A 16,397-nucleotide genomic window follows, 5' to 3' on the forward strand; every position below is an offset into this window, starting at 1 on the left:
CCCCTATGTTGCTCAGTTATTTGCGACTGGTGTTGTTTGCCATTGGCTTGTTGGTTGGTGTGCAAGTGCCGGGTTTCATCAGCGATTACGCCAAGCGGGTTGAAGCCCACTTGATCGAGGCGCAGACCGGGCTTCAAGGCTTTCAGGGTACCGCCCGGCAATTCTTCAAGGGCGACCTGCAAGCGTTGGTGGCTCATTACCGCGCCAGTGAAGACCCGGTGATTCGCAGCGATGCCGAGAGCCTGAGTACTTTGCTCACGCGCCAGTTGGCCCTGGATAAACAGTTCCAGGCCATGCAAGGCCCGTGGTACATCCGTGCGTTGCAGGTGGCATTGGCCGCCGACCCGGACATTCGCAAGGAAACCTGGAACGGCTACAGCTATCAGATCCTGCTGAACCCCGAAGCAATGGGTTGGGGCATGGGCGGTGCGTTGCTGCTGTCGTTCGGTCTGGAATGCCTGTTTCGCTTGATCGACTGGGTGGTACTGGGCGGCAAACGCCTGCGCCAGAGCCGGCCGATTGAAGAGCGCGATTTGCGGGGGTTGTAAGTTTGGCGTGATGCTGATCGATCCCACGCTCCCGCGTGGGAACGATCGAAGGGATAGGTGTCCATCATCTGCTCGGCGGGTGGTTTTTATTAATTGGACGGGCAGGGCGCCTGCGCCAAAGAATGCGCCCAATCCACGATATGCGTCGTCGTGGTTCAGAACCATACCCATAATGCTAACGTGGATATTTGCCATATTTTGCCGGGCGTTGGCGGCATTTTTCCCGCTGCTGATGGGTCTGCTTAGCCAGAACGTGCCGTTGGGCATGGGGATCGGGGTTTTTGCGGCGGTCTCTTACGGCGTGGTGATTCTGGCGGCCCTGAGCCTGCCGGAAGCCCGTGGCAAGCAACTCGAGGTGCAGTAACTGATAACCTGATGCTGACGAAAGATCCCGCACAAGAACATTCAAAAGCCTACAGGAGCGTTCATCGTGAGCCGCCTGCTATTGAACTGCGACATCGGCGAAAGCTTTGGCAACTGGACCATGGGTCTGGACGCCGAGGTCATGCCGTTCATTGATTGCGCCAACGTTGCCTGCGGTTTCCATGCCGGCGACCCGAGCATCATGCGCAAGACGGTCAGCCTCGCGCTGGCCCATGGCGTACAGGTCGGAGCGCATCCGGCCTATCCGGACCTGGTGGGTTTCGGTCGCCGCTCCATGGCCTGCACCCCGCAGGAAATTCAGGATCTGCTGCACTATCAGATCGGTGCCCTGGATGGCATTTGCCGGGCCCAGGGCAGTCGCGTGAGTTACGTTAAACCCCACGGTGCGATGTACAACGACATGATGGCCAATCCTGAGCAACTGCGTGCGGTGATCCAGGCCGTGGCCGCCTATGACCGGCAATTACCGTTAATGCTGATGGCGACCCGCGACAACAGTGCGGCTCAGGCCCTGGGCGATGAGTACGGCGTGTCGCTGTGGTTCGAGGCGTTCGCCGATCGGGCCTACGACAGTGCCGGGCGCCTGGTGTCACGGCAGTTACCGGGTGCGGTGCATCACGATCCCGAGAAAATCATCGAGCAAGCATTGATCATTGCCCGTGGTGAGAACCTGATCGCCAGTGATGGAAGCGCCTTGCACTTGCAGGCCAACACGCTGTGCGTGCATGGCGACAACGCCAGTTCGGTCGCCGCCGTGCGGCGTATCCGCGAGGCCTTGAACCAGCAGACTCAACCATGAGGCCACGGGTTGAAGTGGTGGCCATTGACTGTCTGATGGTGCGGCTGTTCGACGTCATCGCCGAGGACAACATGCCATGGATGCTCGCTGCCAGCGAACGACTGCGTAGCGGTTTCGCCGGGCATCTGATCGATCTGGTGCCGTCCTATACGACCTTGATGGTGCATTACGATCTGACCGCGCTGACCCCCTCCCGGGCCCGTGAACTGATTGCCGAGGCCTTGACCGATCTGACGCCGAACCCGCAGGCCAGAGGCCGGAGCCATGTGCTGCCGGTCTGGTATGACCCAAGCGTCGGGCCTGAGCTGGGTGTGTTGTCCCGGCGCAGCGGCTTGGCGGTCGACGAAGTGATTCGTTGCCACAGCGAGCGCGAATATCAGGTGTTCGCTCTGGGCTTTGCGCCGGGTTTTGCCTTTATGGGCCTGGTGGAGGAGGTGCTGGCCGCGCCACGTCTGAGTACGCCGCGCAAGCGCGTGGCGGCCGGCAGTGTGGGGATCGCCGAGCGGCAGACCGCCGCTTATCCGGTGGTCTCTCCCGGTGGTTGGAACCTGATTGGCCGCACACCGAGCAAATTGTTCGACCGGGAACGCGACGGCTACAGCCTGATGCAGCCGGGTGACACCGTGCGCTTCGAGGCCGTCAGCCATGCAGAGTTCATTAATCTGGGCGGTGATGACTCGCCGTTGGAGAGCGTGGCATGAGCCGTCTATTGATTGAAGCCAGCACGCCGTTGTGCCTGCTGCAGGACGCAGGGCGTTTCGGCGTGCGGCATCTGGGCGTGACTCAGGGCGGCGCGCTGGACTGGGTGTCGATGTCCTGGGCTAATTGGTTGCTAAGCAATGCGCTGGATGCGGCGGTGATTGAAGTGACTCTCGGTGGCTTCACATTATTGGCGCAGGACGATTGCTGCCTGGCGTTGGCGGGAGCAGACCTTGGTGCTCAACTCAACGGCCAGCCTCTTTCACCGTGGCGCGGTTTCAGCTTGAAGAAGGGCCAGCGCCTGCAGTTCACTCAACCGTTGCTCGGAGCACGAGCCTACCTGGCGGCACCAGGTGGTTTCAGCGCGTCCAGGGTGTTGGGCAGTTGTGCCACGGTGGTGCGTGAAGAGCTGGGTGGGCTTGATGGTTTTGGGCAGGCGTTGGCAAAAGGTGCGCAGCTGAGTTATGTGCCGTCAGCTGCGACTGTGCGCGAACTGCCTCGCGAACTCATTCCGGATTTCAAATTGAACCGACCACTGGACGTGGTGCTCGGTGCGCAGATTGGCGAGTTCAGTGGGCAAAGTCTGTTCGATGCCTTCAACAGCACCTGGACTGTCGACAGCCGTGCTGATCGCATGGGCATTCGTCTGCTTGGGCCCGCGCTGCAGTATCAGGGCCAGCCAATGATCTCCGAAGGCATCCCGCTGGGCGCTATTCAGGTGCCGCCGGATGGGCAGCCGATTGTGCTGCTTAACGACCGGCAGACCATTGGTGGGTATCCACGCTTGGGGGCGTTGACGCCATTGGCGTTGGCGCGGTTGGCGCAGTGTTTGCCGGGCGCGCAGATCCGGTTGACGCCAGTGGTGCAGGAGACCGCGCATCAGCAGCAAGTGAGTTATTTGCGCAGGTTTGCTTGATGTTGATCGTTCCCACGCTCCTGCGTAGGAATGCATCCCGTGACGCTCCGCGTCACAGCCTCAACAGCGGACGCAGAGCGTCCATGGCGGCATTCCCACGCAGAGCGTGGGAACGATCAGGACTGAGGGTTATTTCGAGAGAAAGCGCATCCCTTCTTCCAGCCCACGCAACGTCAGCGGAAACATCTGATCTTCGACCAGGTCGCGCACGATGTTGGTCGAGGCGGTGTAGCCCCAGGTGTCTTTCGGGTAGGGGTTGATCCAGATGAGCTTCTTGTACTTCTCCTTGAAACGCTGCATCCACACATAACCGGCTTCTTCGTTCCAGTGCTCTACGCTGCCGCCGGCCTGGGTGATTTCGTAGGGCGCCATGGCGGCGTCGCCGATGAAGATCACTTTGTAGTCGGCGCCGTACTTGTGCAGCAGATCCTGGGTCGAAGTCCGTTCGGAGCCGCGACGCATATTGTTCTTCCACACTGATTCATAAATGAAGTTGTGGAAGTAGAAATACTCCAGGTGTTTGAACTCGGTCTTGCAGGCCGAAAACAGCTCCTCGCAAATTTTCACGTGGGCGTCCATCGAGCCGCCGATGTCGAACAGCAGTAGCAGCTTGATGGTGTTGCGACGCTCCGGACGCATCTGAATGTTCAGCAGGCCAGCATCGCGAGCGGTGTGGTCGATGGTGCCGTCGATATCCAGCTCTTCCGCCGCGCCCTGGCGAGCGAATTTGCGCAGACGACGCAGGGCGACCTTGATGTTACGGGTGCCCAGTTCGACCGAATCGTCGAGGTTCTTGTATTCGCGCTGATCCCAGACCTTGACCGCTTTGCCCTGACGTTTTCCGGTATCGCCGACCCGAATGCCTTCCGGGTTGAAACCACCGGAGCCGAACGGGCTGGTGCCGCCAGTGCCGATCCATTTGTTGCCGCCGGCGTGACGTTCCTTTTGCTCTTCGAGGCGCTTCTTGAATTCTTCGATCAGCTTGTCCAGGCCGCCGAGGGACTGGATCTGCGCACGTTCTTCATCGCTCAGGGAACGCTCGAATTCCTTGCGCAGCCAGTCTTCGGGGATCAACGCCTGAAGATGATCGTCGAGCTTTTCCAGGCCATTGAAGTAGGCGCCGAACGCCCGGTCGAACTTGTCGAAATGTCGTTCATCCTTCACCAGAATCGCCCGGGCGAGGTAATAGAACTCGTCCATGTCGGCGAAGATCACCCGCTGTTTCAGCGCGTTGATCAGGTCCAGCAGTTCGCGTACCGAAACCGGCACCTTGGCTGCGCGCATTTCATTGAACAGGTTGAGCAGCATGGCTGTCGCCCTTGAGATCGTAAAAAAGAAGTATCAGCGAGTGCCGCGACGGCTCATGAACGCCAGACGCTCAAGCAATTGCACGTCCTGCTCGTTCTTCACCAAGGCGCCTGCCAGCGGCGGGATGGCTTTGGTCGGATCGCGCTCACGCAGCACCGCTTCGCCAATGTTGTCGGCCATCAGCAGTTTCAGCCAGTCCACCAGTTCGGAGGTCGACGGCTTCTTCTTCAGCCCCGGCACCTTGCGTACGTCGAAGAACACGTCCAGCGCTTCGCTGACCAGATCTTTCTTTATATCCGGGTAGTGCACGTCGACGATTTTTTGTAGGGTGATGCGGTCCGGGAAGGCGATGTAGTGGAAGAAGCAGCGGCGCAGGAAGGCGTCCGGCAGTTCTTTCTCGTTATTGGAGGTAATGATGATAATCGGCCGCTTTTTGGCTTTGATCGTCTCGTCGATCTCGTAAACGTAGAACTCCATCTTGTCGAGTTCTTGCAGCAGGTCGTTAGGGAATTCGATGTCGGCTTTGTCGATTTCGTCGATCAGCAGAACCACCCGCTCCTCGGATTCGAAGGCTTCCCACAGCTTGCCCTTTTTCAGGTAGTTGCGAACGTCATGGACCTTGTCCACGCCCAGCTGCGAGTCACGCAGGCGGCTGACCGCGTCGTACTCGTAAAGGCCCTGATGGGCCTTGGTGGTGGACTTGATGTGCCAGGTGATCAACCGCACGCCGAAGGACTCGGCCATTTGCTCGGCGAGCATGGTTTTACCGGTGCCGGGTTCGCCCTTGACCAGCAATGGTCGCTCCAGCGTGATGGCGGCGTTGACCGCAAGCTTCAGGTCATCGGTGGCGACGTATGCGCTGGTGCCTTCGAACTTCATCTGCAAATCCTCGAACGGTAACGCCGACCTGAGCAAAGCAGGGCGGGCGAAGTAAAAGTCATGTCCGACTATAACGCGGTGCCCGGTCGACTGTGAACGCAGACGCCCCATTCAGTCTCTGAATGGGGCGTCACATCTTGACTCAGTCAGGGCGGGGAGCCAGTATTGATGTATCGCCATTTTGGCTATAGCTTGCTCGGCATGTCTACTAAATATCGATTTCGCGACAAATACCGTATTCAGTTGCGGGAACAGGACCATTTACCGCCACACGTTCATCTGACCGGTGGCGGGGTGGATGTAATGATTAGCCTGGAAACAGTGGAAGTGATGGCGGGCCATGCTCCCGCGCTGATCCTGAAGGAAGCGCTGTAATGGGTAAGGGCGCATCGCGAGCAACTTTTGGAGGAGTGGAAACTATGGCATCGATGAAACGGCCACGCTTGGCGGCCGTGCAGGCATTGCCTGATAGCAGACTGGCATTGACCTTTATCGATGGTCAGCAATTGACCCTGGATTTAAGCAGCGATCCGAGTAAATTCCCGGGGCTGTTGCCGCTGCAGGATGGGCAAGCGTTTGCTGGCGCAGAGTTGGGTGATGACGGCTGGACCGTGGAATGGCCGGAGCTGGACATTCAGATCGGCGCCGACACCTTGTACCTGGATGCTCTGGCGCAGAATGCTGCAGATGAAAACACCCGGATCTTCATCGGCTGGCGAGCCCGTACCGGGTTGCCACTTAGCCAGGCCGCCGAAGCGCTGGGGGTCAGTACGCGTAGCATCTCCCGCTACAGTAACGGCCGCGAGCCGGTGCCTCGGTCTCTGGCGCTGGCCTGTCTGGGCTGGGACTCGTTGCAGGAGCTGGCATCGCCCGCACTGCAAGCAGCCGAAGAAACCGGCCGTTATCAAGTGACCCGCAAAAACTAGTCAACCGATGCGTTGTGCTGGTTAGTCTCAAGTCGCATTAAGCCATTGATTGTTCTACACGACAGTCGCTCGGCTGACTGGACGCCCATGAGCACGAGGCATACCCTTGAAGGCCTCTTCAATGCTGCATAAGGACCCAGCCATGAGCCGTATTTTTGCTGATAACGCCCACTCCATCGGCAATACGCCCCTGGTACAGATCAACCGCATCGCCCCCCGTGGCGTGACGATTCTGGCCAAGATCGAAGGGCGTAATCCAGGGTATTCAGTCAAGTGCCGGATTGGCGCAAGCATGATCTGGGACGCCGAAAGCACCGGCAAGCTCAAGCCTGGTATGACCATTATCGAGCCGACCTCGGGCAATACCGGTATCGGCCTGGCGTTCGTCGCGGCAGCTCGCGGTTACAAGTTGGTGCTGACCATGCCGTCGTCCATGAGTATCGAACGACGCAAGGTTCTCAAGGCGCTGGGTGCCGAATTGGTGCTGACTGACCCTGCCAAAGGCATGAAAGGCGCCATCGAAAAGGCTACCGAGATTTCCGCCAGCGATCCGGCGATGTACTTCATGCCACAACAATTCGATAACCCGGCCAACCCGGCTATTCATGAAAAAACCACCGGCCCGGAAATCTGGAATGACACCGACGGTGCGGTAGACGTGCTGGTGGCGGGTGTGGGCACCGGCGGGACTATTACCGGGGTGTCGCGCTACATCAAGAACACCCAGGGCAAGCCGATTCTGTCGGTGGCGGTGGAGCCGATTAGCTCACCAGTCATCACTCAGAAGCTCGCAGGGGAAGAAATAAAACCGAGTCCGCACAAGATCCAGGGCATCGGCGCCGGATTTGTGCCGAACAACCTTGATCTGTCGATGGTCGACCGGGTCGAATTGGTCAGCGATGAAGAATCCAAGACCATGGCGCTACGGTTGATGCAGGAAGAGGGGATTTTGTGCGGTATTTCCAGTGGTGCGGCCATGGCCGTCGCCGCGCGGCTGGCCGAAACCCCGGAAATGCAGGGCAAGACTATTGTGGTGATCCTGCCGGACTCGGGTGAGCGTTACCTGTCGAGCATGTTGTTCAGCGATTTGTTTACTGAACAGGAAAATCAGCAGTAACGATCTTGTGTCGATAGTTTTTTAGCGTCTGTGAGGACGCCTTCGCGGGCAAGGAGTGCTCCTATGGTGCGGCGGATCCCTGTAGGAGCGAGGCTTGCCCGCGATCGATCGCGAAGCGGTCGCAAACAGTCTGGGCACAATTGTGCTGACCCACATCAGCTCCCATTCAACCGCCTTATGTTAATAAGTGCTTTATTGCGTATCCCTTAACACTGAATGTTGAGTTATGCGGGTTTTTCCCGAGGCCGGTAGTGTTTATCATGCCCGGCTGCCATGTCGGGTAAATGACGCAGCACAGAGTTGCCTATTTTCAAGGAGTTGTTGCATGACCTTTTCCTTTGCCGCCAAGGCGTCGGTGTTGCTGCTGTTCCTGGGCAGCACGCTTTATGTGCATTTGCGCGGCAAGGCGCGTTTGCCGGTATTGCGTCAATTCGTCAACCATTCGGCATTGTTCGCGCCCTATAACGCCTTGATGTACCTGTTCTCCGGCGTGCCATCCAAACCGTACCTGGATCGCAGCAAGTTCCCGGAACTGGATGTACTCAAAGACAACTGGGAAGTCATCCGCGACGAAGCAATGCACTTGTTCGACGAAGGCTACATCCGCGCTGCCGAGAAGAACAACGACGCCGGTTTTGGGTCGTTCTTCAAGAAGGGCTGGAAGCGTTTTTACCTCAAGTGGTACGACAAGCCGCTGCCGTCGGCCAATGTGCTCTGCCCGAAAACCGTGGCATTGTTGAGCAGTATTCCCAATGTAAAAGGCGCGATGTTTGCCTTGCTGCCGGGCGGTAGCCACCTCAACCCGCACCGCGATCCGTTTGCCGGTTCGTTGCGTTATCACTTGGGGCTGTCGACACCGAACTCCGACGATTGCCGGATTTTCGTTGACGGTCAGGTCTACGCCTGGCGCGATGGCGAAGACGTGATGTTCGACGAAACCTACGTGCATTGGGTCAAGAACGAAACCGAGAAGACCCGCGTGATCCTGTTCTGTGACATCGAGCGTCCCCTGAGCAGCCGCCTCATGACCCGCATCAATCGCTGGGTCAGTGGCGTGCTGGGCCGCGCCACGGCACCACAGAACCTCGACGACGAACGCGTCGGCGGGATCAACCAGGCCTACGCCTGGACCAAGAACTCCAGCGACCGCTTCAGTGGCGTGGTCAAACAATGGAAACGCCGCAATCCCAAACTGTATCGCGTCCTGCGACCTGTGCTGGCGGTGGTGGCGCTGACGTTGCTGGGTTACTGGTTGTTTGGCTAAGTCGTTGCAAGTCGTTGCAATAGGCATCGAGCGCTGGTTATAGTCGGCGCTCGGTGCATTTCAACATCCACCTTGATTTCCCTCAAAAAGATCAGCACATGCCGGTTTCCCTCATCAACGCGGTAGTCGATTCAGCGGTCAACGCTGGCGTCGTGCCGTGCGGGGGTCAACAGCCTGCGCAGATCAGTCATTACCCCCCACCTGTCAGTAGCACGCCGGTGTGCGCAGTCGTATCACCGCCAGGCGTTGGCATTTCGGGCTGATCAGCTTCGTTTGCTGTTCCCTGTGCCCGTCTGAAAAAAACTACTGAATTTCAGCGTTTGCTGAGTTGGCGTTTTTGCCTGACTACAGGTGGTATCCATGTTTGTCATTTCGAAAAAATCCGCGGCCGCGGCGGCCTCGACGAGCCTGTTCGTCCTGCTCTGGAGCAGCGGGGCGATCTTCTCTAAATGGGGCCTGGCCCACGCTTCACCGTTTGCCTTCCTGCTGATCCGCTTCGCCATTGCGCTGTTCGGGCTGGTGCTGTTGATGCCATTGCTCAAATTGAGACTGCCCCGTGGCGGCAAACCGATGCTTTATGCGGCGGCTACCGGCGTGGTGTTGCTGGGGGCTTATCAGATTTTCTATCTGCTGGCCCTCGACTTGAAGGTCACCCCCGGGGTAATGGCCACCATCATGGGCGTTCAACCGATCCTCACCGTGGTGCTGATGGAGCGTCAGCGTTCATGGCGCCGGATCTTCGGTCTGGGGCTCGGGCTGGCAGGTCTGGTCATGGTGGTTTATCAGGGCATTGGCCTGGCCGGTATGTCCTTGGCCGGGATGCTCTTCGGTTTGCTGGCGCTGGCGAGCATGACGTTCGGCGCGATCATGCAGAAGCGCATTACCGATAACCCGTTGGGCACGCTGCCAGTCCAATACCTGGCCGGCCTGTTGTTGTGCGGGGTGTTTGTGCCGTTCCAGCCGTTTCACATTGAACACAGCACGGGTTTTATCGTGCCGGTGTTGTGGATGGGGCTGGTGGTCTCGGTGCTGGCGACCCTGTTGCTGTATCGCTTGATCGCCCGGGGCAATCTGGTGAATGTCACCAGTCTGTTCTATCTGGTGCCGGCGGTAACAGCGGTGATGGACTATCTGTTCTTTGGCAACAAACTGGCGGCGCTGAGCATGCTCGGCATGTTGCTGATCATCGTCGGTCTGGTGTTTGTGTTCCGTAAAACGAGCTGATTCGAGGCGGCTTGGGAGCCTTCGGCGTTATCGAAGGCTCCTGCCGATCAAGTGGATTAACGATGGGTAGCAATCCAGATCAACAACCCGGCCTGGAACACCGAGAACGCCACCAGGCAAGTAATGGTGAAGCGCAACCCGATATCTTCGCGTTTGAACTTGCTGACCTTTTCTTCCTGCTGGCGTAGTTTGACTTCTTGTTCCGCCAGGTTTTGCTCGGCTTGCTGGAGCATCTGCGCGGCTTCGAGAATTTCTACGAACTGCAGCTTTTCAGTGTTCCAGTTTCCCCGCAGCTCACTGACCAGCACATCTTTCACACTGCCCTTCAGGTGCTGGACATCGGCGTAAACCACATCGAAACCATGGATGCGCAAAAAGTGATCACGGCGCAGACGCGTGTCCTCATTGAGGGCATCCTTGTTCGACAGATCCATGCCATCGACGCGGTAATTCGACCATTTTTTCTGCGCCCAAGTGACCCCCTGAGCCATCAGGAAACGGCCGATCCCACGGTTCCAGGGTTCGATCTGCAAGCCGATTTCAGGGCTGAAACGCACCCGGCGGGTAGCGTGATCGACCCACACGTCCAGATAGTTCTGCTCTTTGCGAACGCGCTGGCCCGGTAACTGGATATTCATCCGCAGCAGGCTGTGGTCCTTGCCGTTGCGCTCGGCGAAGCCGAATTCGACAAAGCGTAAAGGCCGTCCGCCGGTGGCGCGATCGGTTTGCAGCGGCGCCAGGCGGAGCATCTTGTGGTGCTCGACCTGGACGTCGGCCCACGGCAGTTCGACCGCTTGCGGGGCGATTTCATCGGCTGCTGTTTCGGGTGAATTCTGGGTATCAGTCATTACGGCGAAATCCTGTCCAAGTCCTGCTTGCCGATTGCAAGTGAACTGCCGGCAATGGTTTATCGGCCGTTTTTTTCAGGACTGGAGGGGCAAAGCCGCTTAACTGGCGCGAAGTCCTTCAATAAAGCTCAAGATATGCGCGCCCAACTCCGCAGCCAGCGGTAGTTGCGGGTCTTTGTAAGAGGCCATTTGGCGCCTGATATCGTTGGGCACGATGCGCATGACGTGGTTCATGCCGCTGATCAGTGCCAGTTCGGCGTCCGGTTTGGCCGCCTTGAGCATTTGCGCATCGCCGACGCCGACCTGAATGTCGTTACTGCCCTGGATGATCAAGGCCGGCATCTTCAGTTTGGCGAAGGCCGCCGCCGGGTCCTGGCGAAACAGCGTGATCAGATATGGCTGTACGCTGGGGCGGAAAATCACTAACAGTGGTGCTGGCACGTCGTCGACGACGTGCCCGGCCTTGAGACTGTCGAGCAGCTGATTGCTGCGCAGCATCAACGGTGCTGGCAGGCGATAGCTCAATTGTTGACGCAATACCTGGTCGATCGGGCGGGCGCTGCCGGAGACGGAAATCACCGCCGCGGCATCCACTTCAGGCGCTGCGAGGCTGGCGATCAGCGCCCCTTCGCTGTGTCCGAGGAGAATCAATTTACCCAGGCGTGGATCGGCCTTGAGCTTCTTGCCCCAGGCCACGGCGTCGGCCACATAGTCGTCGAGGGTCAGATTGCGTTCGTCGGGGGTGGCCGCGAGGCTGGCGGCGACGCCGCGTTTATCGTAACGCACGCTGGCGATGTTGTGTTTGGCAAGCACCCAGGCCAGGCGTTTGAGGCTGTCGTTGCGCCCGCCTTCGGGGTTGTTGCCGTCGCGATCGGTGGGGCCGGAGCCTGAGATGATCAACACCACAGGCACCGGTGCGTCGGATTTTGGCAGTAACATCGAGCCATACAATTCGCCGTTGCCGGTGTCCAGACTGAGCGGGCGTTGCAGGACGGAGGCCTGGACCAGGCCGGTAAACAGGGAAAGGCTCAAGACAAGAACTCGCAGCATCATCGCGCCATCATGGACAAGGTGCAGGTTGGACTCGCAGGCACCGATAAGGTTCGAGGATGAACTACTGAGGCAGCCTGCGTATACTGGCGCCTTTGGTTTTTTGAGCTGATTTCGCGGAGCGCCCTGCATGTCCGGCAATACCTACGGCAAGCTGTTCACTGTCACCACCGCTGGCGAAAGCCATGGTCCGGCGTTGGTCGCCATTGTCGACGGCTGCCCGCCGGGCCTTGAGCTGTCGCTGGACGACCTGCAACGCGATCTGGATCGGCGCAAGCCCGGCACCAGCCGCCACACTACCCAGCGCCAGGAAGCCGATGAAGTCGAAATCCTCTCCGGGGTTTTCGAAGGCCGCACCACCGGTTGCCCGATTGGTCTGTTGATCCGCAACACCGACCAGAAGTCCAAGGACTACTCGGCGATCAAGGATCTGTTCCGTCCAGCCCATGCCGATTACACCTATCACCATAAATACGGCGAACGCGATTATCGCGGCGGCGGTCGCAGTTCGGCGCGGGAAACCGCCATGCGCGTGGCGGCCGGCGCGATTGCGAAAAAATACCTGGCCGGCCAGGGCATCGTAATTCGCGGTTACATGAGTCAGCTGGGGCCGATCGAAATCCCGTTCAAGACCTGGGATTCGGTGGAAGAGAACGCCTTCTTCTGCCCCGATCCGGACAAAGTGCCGGAGCTTGAAGCCTACATGGACCAGCTGCGCCGTGATCAGGACTCCATCGGTGCGAAGATAACCGTGGTCGCCGAGGGCGTGATGCCGGGTCTGGGCGAGCCGATTTTCGACCGCCTCGACGCTGAACTGGCCCATGCACTGATGAGCATCAACGCGGTCAAGGGCGTGGAAATCGGTGCCGGTTTCGCCAGTGTCGCCCAGCGCGGCACCGAGCACCGTGACGAAATGACCCCACAAGGGTTCCTCAGCAATAACTCCGGCGGCATTCTGGGCGGGATTTCCTCCGGGCAGCCGATCGTTGCGCACCTGGCCCTCAAGCCGACTTCGAGCATTACCACACCGGGCCGCTCCATTGATGTGCACGGCGATCCGGTGGATGTCATCACCAAGGGCCGTCACGACCCGTGCGTCGGCATCCGCGCCACGCCGATCGCCGAAGCGATGATGGCCATCGTGCTGATGGACCACTTGCTGCGCAATCGCGGGCAGAACGCGGACGTGCGCGTGAGCACACCGGTGCTGGGCCAGCTGTAATGGCCGGCGGCGCCCAGCCAGTCGCCACGGTCTGACGGCCGTGGCGGCGCTGCCGTACTGGCGGTTATCCAGTTTCTATCTGTTCTATTTCGCCTTGCTCGGTTCGACGGCGCCGTTTCTGGCGCTGTATTTCGATCACCTGGGCTTTTCCAGCGCGCGCATTGGCGAGCTGGTGGCGATCCCTATGCTGATGCGCTGCGTGGCGCCGAATATCTGGGGCTGGCTCGGTGATTACACCGGGCGCCGACTGGCGATCGTGCGTTTTGGCGCGGTCTGCACGTTGCTGAGCTTTTCACTGATCTTCCTCAGCAAGAGCTACGCCTGGCTGGCGATGGTCATGGCCTTGCATGCGTTCTTCTGGCACGCGGTGTTGCCACAGTTCGAAGTCATCACCCTGGCGCACTTGAACGACCAGACCTCGCGTTACAGCCAGATCCGCTTATGGGGGTCCATCGGTTTCATCATCACGGTGGTGGCGCTTGGACGCTTGTTCGAATGGCTGAGTCTGGACATTTATCCGGTGGCGATAGTGGTGATCATGGCCGGGATCGTCGTCAGCAGCGCCTGGGTGCCGAATGCCCAGCCAGTCCAGGGCAGTCGTCTGGCGGGAGAGGGTTTTGTAAAGCAATTGCGCAGCCCCGGCGTATTGGCGTTTTATGCCTGTGTGGGGCTGATGCAGATGAGTCATGGACCTTATTACACCTTCCTGACTCTGCACCTCGAGCGACTGGGTTACACCCGTGGCTTGATCGGCATGCTTTGGGCGTTGGGTGTTGTCGCCGAAGTGCTGATGTTTTTGGCCATGAGCAAGATTCTGGTGCGGTTCTCCGTGCGTCGCGTGCTGATGGCGAGTTTCCTGCTGGCCGCGTTGCGCTGGTTGTTGCTGGGCTCCTTCGCTGAGTTTTTATGGGTGCTGCTGTTTGCTCAAGTGCTGCACGCGGCCACCTTCGGCAGCTTTCATGCGGCTGCCATCCATTTCGTGCAACGTAGCTTCGGTGCTCGTCAGCAAGGTCAGGGCCAGGCGCTATATGCCGCGCTGGCCGGCACTGGCGGCGCGCTGGGCGCGTTGTATTCCGGTTACAGCTGGAATGCCCTGGGGGCGACGTTGACCTTTAGTATTGCCAGTCTCGCAGCGCTGGCTGCAGCCGTTATCATTGCCACTCGTATGCAAGAGGACAGGCCATGAGCCTTACCCGTGAACAGCTAGCCCTGGAAATCATCGAAGCCGGGCGTTTTCTCTATGGTCGCGGCTGGTCGCCGGCCACCAGCAGCAATTACTCGACCCGGCTGTCGCCCGGCGAAGCCTTGCTGACCGTCTCCGGCAAGCATAAAGGTCAGTTGGGGCCCGATGACGTATTAGCCACTGATCTGTCCGGCAACAGCCTGGAACCGGGCAAGAAACCCTCGGCCGAAACCCTGTTGCACACCCAGCTCTACAGCTGGCGCCCGGAGATCGGCGCGGTGTTGCATACGCATTCGGTGAACGCCACCGTACTGTCGCGGCTGACCGTCGAAGACTTTATCGAGTTCGAAGACTACGAACTGCAAAAGGCATTCAGTGGCATCTCCACTCACGAGTCCAGAGTGCGGGTGCCGATCTTTGATAACGATCAGGATATTGCTCGCCTGGCCGCCAGGGTGCAGCCTTGGCTTGAGGCTCACCCCGATTGCGTGGGTTACCTGATCCGCGGCCATGGCCTGTACACCTGGGGCGCGCGGATGAGTGATGCGCTGCGGCAGATCGAAGCCTTTGAATTTTTGTTCGAGTGTGAGTTGAAGACCCGCTCGGTGCTTAACCGTTAACGCTTACTTCTTCAGAAGTAGCTCACCGCCTGATGAAACGCACCACCTGACCGGTCTGTAAAAAACCGGAAGGCGATGCTGATACCGAGGAGTTGCCAGCATGAGCAGCCTGTCCGTTTACCACGTATCCAGCCCGGAACTGCCGAACAAGGTTCTGACCCATTTCGACGATATTTCTTCGACCCTGGCCGAGAAGGGCGTGCGCTTCGACCGCTGGCAAGCCGCTACACGAATCGAACCGGGTGCGAGCCAGGACGAAGTGATCGCCGCTTATCGGGTGCAGATCGATCAGTTGATGACCGAGCGCGGTTACATCACTGTCGACGTCATCAGCCTCAACAGCGATCACCCGCAAAAAGCCGAGCTGCGTGCCAAGTTCCTTGATGAGCACCGGCATGCCGAGGACGAGGTACGGTTTTTTGTCGCCGGGCGTGGCTTGTTCACCCTGCACATCGACGATTACGTGTACGCCGTGCTCTGCGAGAAAAATGATCTGATCTCGGTACCCGCGGGTACGCCGCATTGGTTCGACATGGGCGAGAACCCGCACTTTGTGGCTATCCGCCTGTTCAACAATCCCGAGGGGTGGGTGGCCAAATTCACTGGCGAAGACATCGCCAATCGCTTCCCACGCCTGGAGGACTGAGCGGATGTCGATCAAAGCCATTCTCACCGACATTGAAGGCACCACCAGCGCCGTGAGTTTCGTGTTTGAGGTGCTGTTTCCTTATGCCACCCGACACCTTCCGGAGTTTGTCCGCAAGAACGCCGAACAACCGAACGTGGCTGAGCAACTGCAGGCGGTTCGTCAGGACAGCGGTGAACCGACGGCAGACGTTGAGCGGGTCATCGAGATCCTCTTGAGCTGGATTGCCGAAGACCGTAAGGCGACGCCACTCAAAGCCTTGCAAGGGATGGTCTGGGAGCAGGGGTATCGAGCCGGGCTGCTCAAAGGGCACGTTTACCCGGATGCGGTCGAAGCGCTTGAACGCTGGCATCAGGACGGCTATCAACTGTTTGTTTACTCCTCCGGGTCTATCCAGGCTCAGCGGCTGATTTTCGGTTGCTCCGAAGCCGGTGATTTGTCGCCGTTGTTCAGTGGCTATTTCGACACCACGTCGGGCCCCAAGCGCGAAGCGCAGTCCTATCAGCGGATCAGCCAGGCGATTGGCTGCGAGCCCGAGCACGTTCTGTTCTTGTCCGATATCGTCCAGGAGCTGGATGCGGCGCAGCAAGCGGGCATGGCCACGTGCGGTCTGGTGCGCAATGGCGGTGAACTGGCCGGGCATCTGAACGTGAACAGTTTCGCGCAAATAGATCCGTCAGGGTTCTAAGCCGCAGCGGTTGGGGCGCGATTGAACTGACCCCAAAATGAAATCAGGTCGTGAAGCCAGAAGGCTTCACGACCTG

At 58.9% G+C, this 16,397-nt stretch carries 18 protein-coding genes and 1 pseudogene; 15 read left to right on the top strand and 4 right to left on the bottom strand.

The genetic code is table 11. The features are described 5' to 3' along the window. Positions 1–5: 5 nt before the first annotated feature. From AC07UI_RS22520 to AC07UI_RS22540, 5 genes and pseudogenes are all read left to right on the top strand, one after another. On the top strand, positions 6–548 hold the full coding sequence (locus AC07UI_RS22520; RefSeq protein WP_494994586.1) for a DUF2937 family protein: 543 nt from the start codon (positions 6–8) through the stop codon (positions 546–548). Between the two features lie 139 nt (positions 549–687). Beyond that, positions 688–912, top strand: a pseudogene (locus AC07UI_RS22525) (MFS transporter); the annotation flags it as partial. Between the two features lie 66 nt (positions 913–978). Then, on the top strand, positions 979–1,731 hold the full coding sequence (locus tag AC07UI_RS22530) for a 5-oxoprolinase subunit PxpA (protein ID WP_494994587.1): 753 nt from the start codon (positions 979–981) through the stop codon (positions 1,729–1,731). Further along, positions 1,728–2,432 (top strand): 5-oxoprolinase subunit PxpB, encoded by a 705-nt coding sequence (gene pxpB / locus AC07UI_RS22535; protein WP_494994588.1) that lies wholly within the window; start codon positions 1,728–1,730, stop codon positions 2,430–2,432. The genes AC07UI_RS22530 and pxpB overlap by 4 nt, the downstream gene beginning before the upstream one ends. After that, the gene (locus tag AC07UI_RS22540; RefSeq protein ID WP_494994589.1) at positions 2,429–3,346 is read left to right on the top strand and encodes a 5-oxoprolinase subunit C family protein; all 918 of its coding nucleotides are present in this window, start codon (positions 2,429–2,431) and stop codon (positions 3,344–3,346) included. The genes pxpB and AC07UI_RS22540 overlap by 4 nt, the downstream gene beginning before the upstream one ends. Positions 3,347–3,475: 129 nt before the next feature. On the opposite strand, the gene AC07UI_RS22545 is transcribed toward AC07UI_RS22540, so the two are convergent. Together AC07UI_RS22545 and AC07UI_RS22550 are read right to left on the bottom strand one after the other, a co-directional pair. Next, positions 3,476–4,654 (bottom strand): vWA domain-containing protein, encoded by a 1,179-nt coding sequence (locus AC07UI_RS22545; protein ID WP_494994590.1) that lies wholly within the window; start codon positions 4,652–4,654, stop codon positions 3,476–3,478. A gap of 33 nt (positions 4,655–4,687) precedes the next feature. Next, a complete protein-coding gene (locus AC07UI_RS22550; RefSeq protein WP_494994591.1) occupies positions 4,688–5,533 on the bottom strand; it encodes an AAA family ATPase in 846 nt (281 codons plus the stop codon). A gap of 201 nt (positions 5,534–5,734) precedes the next feature. Here AC07UI_RS22550 and AC07UI_RS22555 point away from each other — a divergent pair, with 201 nt between their 5' ends. The 5 genes from AC07UI_RS22555 to AC07UI_RS22575 all read left to right on the top strand — a co-directional run bounded on the left by AC07UI_RS22555 (position 5,735) and on the right by AC07UI_RS22575 (position 10,064). After that, positions 5,735–5,908, top strand: a complete 174-nt coding sequence (locus AC07UI_RS22555) for a DUF4160 domain-containing protein (RefSeq protein WP_494994673.1) — start codon at positions 5,735–5,737, stop codon at positions 5,906–5,908. Between the two features lie 44 nt (positions 5,909–5,952). Beyond that, complete coding sequence (locus AC07UI_RS22560) at positions 5,953–6,459, top strand: DUF2442 domain-containing protein (protein WP_494994592.1); 507 nt, start codon at positions 5,953–5,955, stop codon at positions 6,457–6,459. 142 nt (positions 6,460–6,601) lie between these two features. Then, entirely contained in the window at positions 6,602–7,576 is a 975-nt protein-coding gene (gene cysK / locus AC07UI_RS22565; RefSeq protein ID WP_494994593.1) for a cysteine synthase A, read from the top strand. Between the two features lie 325 nt (positions 7,577–7,901). Further along, positions 7,902–8,840 (top strand): aspartyl/asparaginyl beta-hydroxylase domain-containing protein, encoded by a 939-nt coding sequence (locus AC07UI_RS22570; RefSeq protein WP_494994594.1) that lies wholly within the window; start codon positions 7,902–7,904, stop codon positions 8,838–8,840. 360 nt (positions 8,841–9,200) lie between these two features. Further along, positions 9,201–10,064: a DMT family transporter gene (locus AC07UI_RS22575; RefSeq protein ID WP_494994595.1), complete on the top strand. Its 864-nt coding sequence runs from the start codon at positions 9,201–9,203 to the stop codon at positions 10,062–10,064. Positions 10,065–10,120: 56 nt separating this feature from the next. Here the strand turns inward: AC07UI_RS22575 and AC07UI_RS22580 are convergent, their stop codons facing one another. Further along, positions 10,121–10,912: a hypothetical protein gene (locus tag AC07UI_RS22580; protein ID WP_494994596.1), complete on the bottom strand. Its 792-nt coding sequence runs from the start codon at positions 10,910–10,912 to the stop codon at positions 10,121–10,123. 99 nt (positions 10,913–11,011) lie between these two features. Beyond that, a complete protein-coding gene (locus tag AC07UI_RS22585) occupies positions 11,012–12,010 on the bottom strand; it encodes an alpha/beta hydrolase (RefSeq protein WP_494994674.1) in 999 nt (332 codons plus the stop codon). 82 nt (positions 12,011–12,092) lie between these two features. Between AC07UI_RS22585 and aroC the strand changes: the two genes are divergently transcribed. The 5 genes from aroC (at position 12,093) to mtnC (ending at position 16,321) form a co-directional block, all read left to right on the top strand. Continuing rightward, positions 12,093–13,184 carry a chorismate synthase gene (aroC, locus tag AC07UI_RS22590; protein ID WP_494994597.1) on the top strand — a complete coding sequence of 364 codons (1,092 nt, stop codon included), beginning with the start codon at positions 12,093–12,095 and terminating at the stop codon, positions 13,182–13,184. A gap of 40 nt (positions 13,185–13,224) precedes the next feature. Further along, the gene (locus AC07UI_RS22595) at positions 13,225–14,370 is read left to right on the top strand and encodes an MFS transporter (RefSeq protein ID WP_494994598.1); all 1,146 of its coding nucleotides are present in this window, start codon (positions 13,225–13,227) and stop codon (positions 14,368–14,370) included. After that, complete coding sequence (locus AC07UI_RS22600; protein ID WP_494994599.1) at positions 14,367–14,987, top strand: methylthioribulose 1-phosphate dehydratase; 621 nt, start codon at positions 14,367–14,369, stop codon at positions 14,985–14,987. The genes AC07UI_RS22595 and AC07UI_RS22600 overlap by 4 nt, the downstream gene beginning before the upstream one ends. Positions 14,988–15,087: 100 nt before the next feature. Further along, positions 15,088–15,633: a 1,2-dihydroxy-3-keto-5-methylthiopentene dioxygenase gene (locus tag AC07UI_RS22605; RefSeq protein WP_494994600.1), complete on the top strand. Its 546-nt coding sequence runs from the start codon at positions 15,088–15,090 to the stop codon at positions 15,631–15,633. A gap of 4 nt (positions 15,634–15,637) precedes the next feature. Further along, a complete protein-coding gene (gene mtnC / locus AC07UI_RS22610) occupies positions 15,638–16,321 on the top strand; it encodes an acireductone synthase (RefSeq protein WP_494994601.1) in 684 nt (227 codons plus the stop codon). The last annotated feature ends 76 nt before the right edge of the window (positions 16,322–16,397 follow it).

Source organism: Pseudomonas sp. GW821-FHT04C07, from assembly GCF_059420325.1.

Excerpts from the sequence above, each read along its gene's own strand:
- AC07UI_RS22520 (WP_494994586.1), top strand. The coding sequence starts at position 6 with ATGTTGCTCAGTTATTTGCGACTGGTGTTGTTTGCCATTGGCTTGTTG.
- pxpB (WP_494994588.1), top strand. The coding sequence starts at position 1,728 with ATGAGGCCACGGGTTGAAGTGGTGGCCATTGACTGTCTGATGGTGCGG.
- AC07UI_RS22540 (WP_494994589.1), top strand. The coding sequence starts at position 2,429 with ATGAGCCGTCTATTGATTGAAGCCAGCACGCCGTTGTGCCTGCTGCAG.
- AC07UI_RS22545 (WP_494994590.1), bottom strand. The coding sequence starts at position 4,654 with ATGCTGCTCAACCTGTTCAATGAAATGCGCGCAGCCAAGGTGCCGGTT.
- AC07UI_RS22550 (WP_494994591.1), bottom strand. The coding sequence starts at position 5,533 with ATGAAGTTCGAAGGCACCAGCGCATACGTCGCCACCGATGACCTGAAG.
- AC07UI_RS22555 (WP_494994673.1), top strand. The coding sequence starts at position 5,735 with ATGTCTACTAAATATCGATTTCGCGACAAATACCGTATTCAGTTGCGG.
- AC07UI_RS22560 (WP_494994592.1), top strand. The coding sequence starts at position 5,953 with ATGGCATCGATGAAACGGCCACGCTTGGCGGCCGTGCAGGCATTGCCT.
- cysK (WP_494994593.1), top strand. The coding sequence starts at position 6,602 with ATGAGCCGTATTTTTGCTGATAACGCCCACTCCATCGGCAATACGCCC.
- AC07UI_RS22570 (WP_494994594.1), top strand. The coding sequence starts at position 7,902 with ATGACCTTTTCCTTTGCCGCCAAGGCGTCGGTGTTGCTGCTGTTCCTG.
- AC07UI_RS22575 (WP_494994595.1), top strand. The coding sequence starts at position 9,201 with ATGTTTGTCATTTCGAAAAAATCCGCGGCCGCGGCGGCCTCGACGAGC.
- AC07UI_RS22580 (WP_494994596.1), bottom strand. The coding sequence starts at position 10,912 with ATGACTGATACCCAGAATTCACCCGAAACAGCAGCCGATGAAATCGCC.
- aroC (WP_494994597.1), top strand. The coding sequence starts at position 12,093 with ATGTCCGGCAATACCTACGGCAAGCTGTTCACTGTCACCACCGCTGGC.
- AC07UI_RS22600 (WP_494994599.1), top strand. The coding sequence starts at position 14,367 with ATGAGCCTTACCCGTGAACAGCTAGCCCTGGAAATCATCGAAGCCGGG.
- AC07UI_RS22605 (WP_494994600.1), top strand. The coding sequence starts at position 15,088 with ATGAGCAGCCTGTCCGTTTACCACGTATCCAGCCCGGAACTGCCGAAC.
- mtnC (WP_494994601.1), top strand. The coding sequence starts at position 15,638 with ATGTCGATCAAAGCCATTCTCACCGACATTGAAGGCACCACCAGCGCC.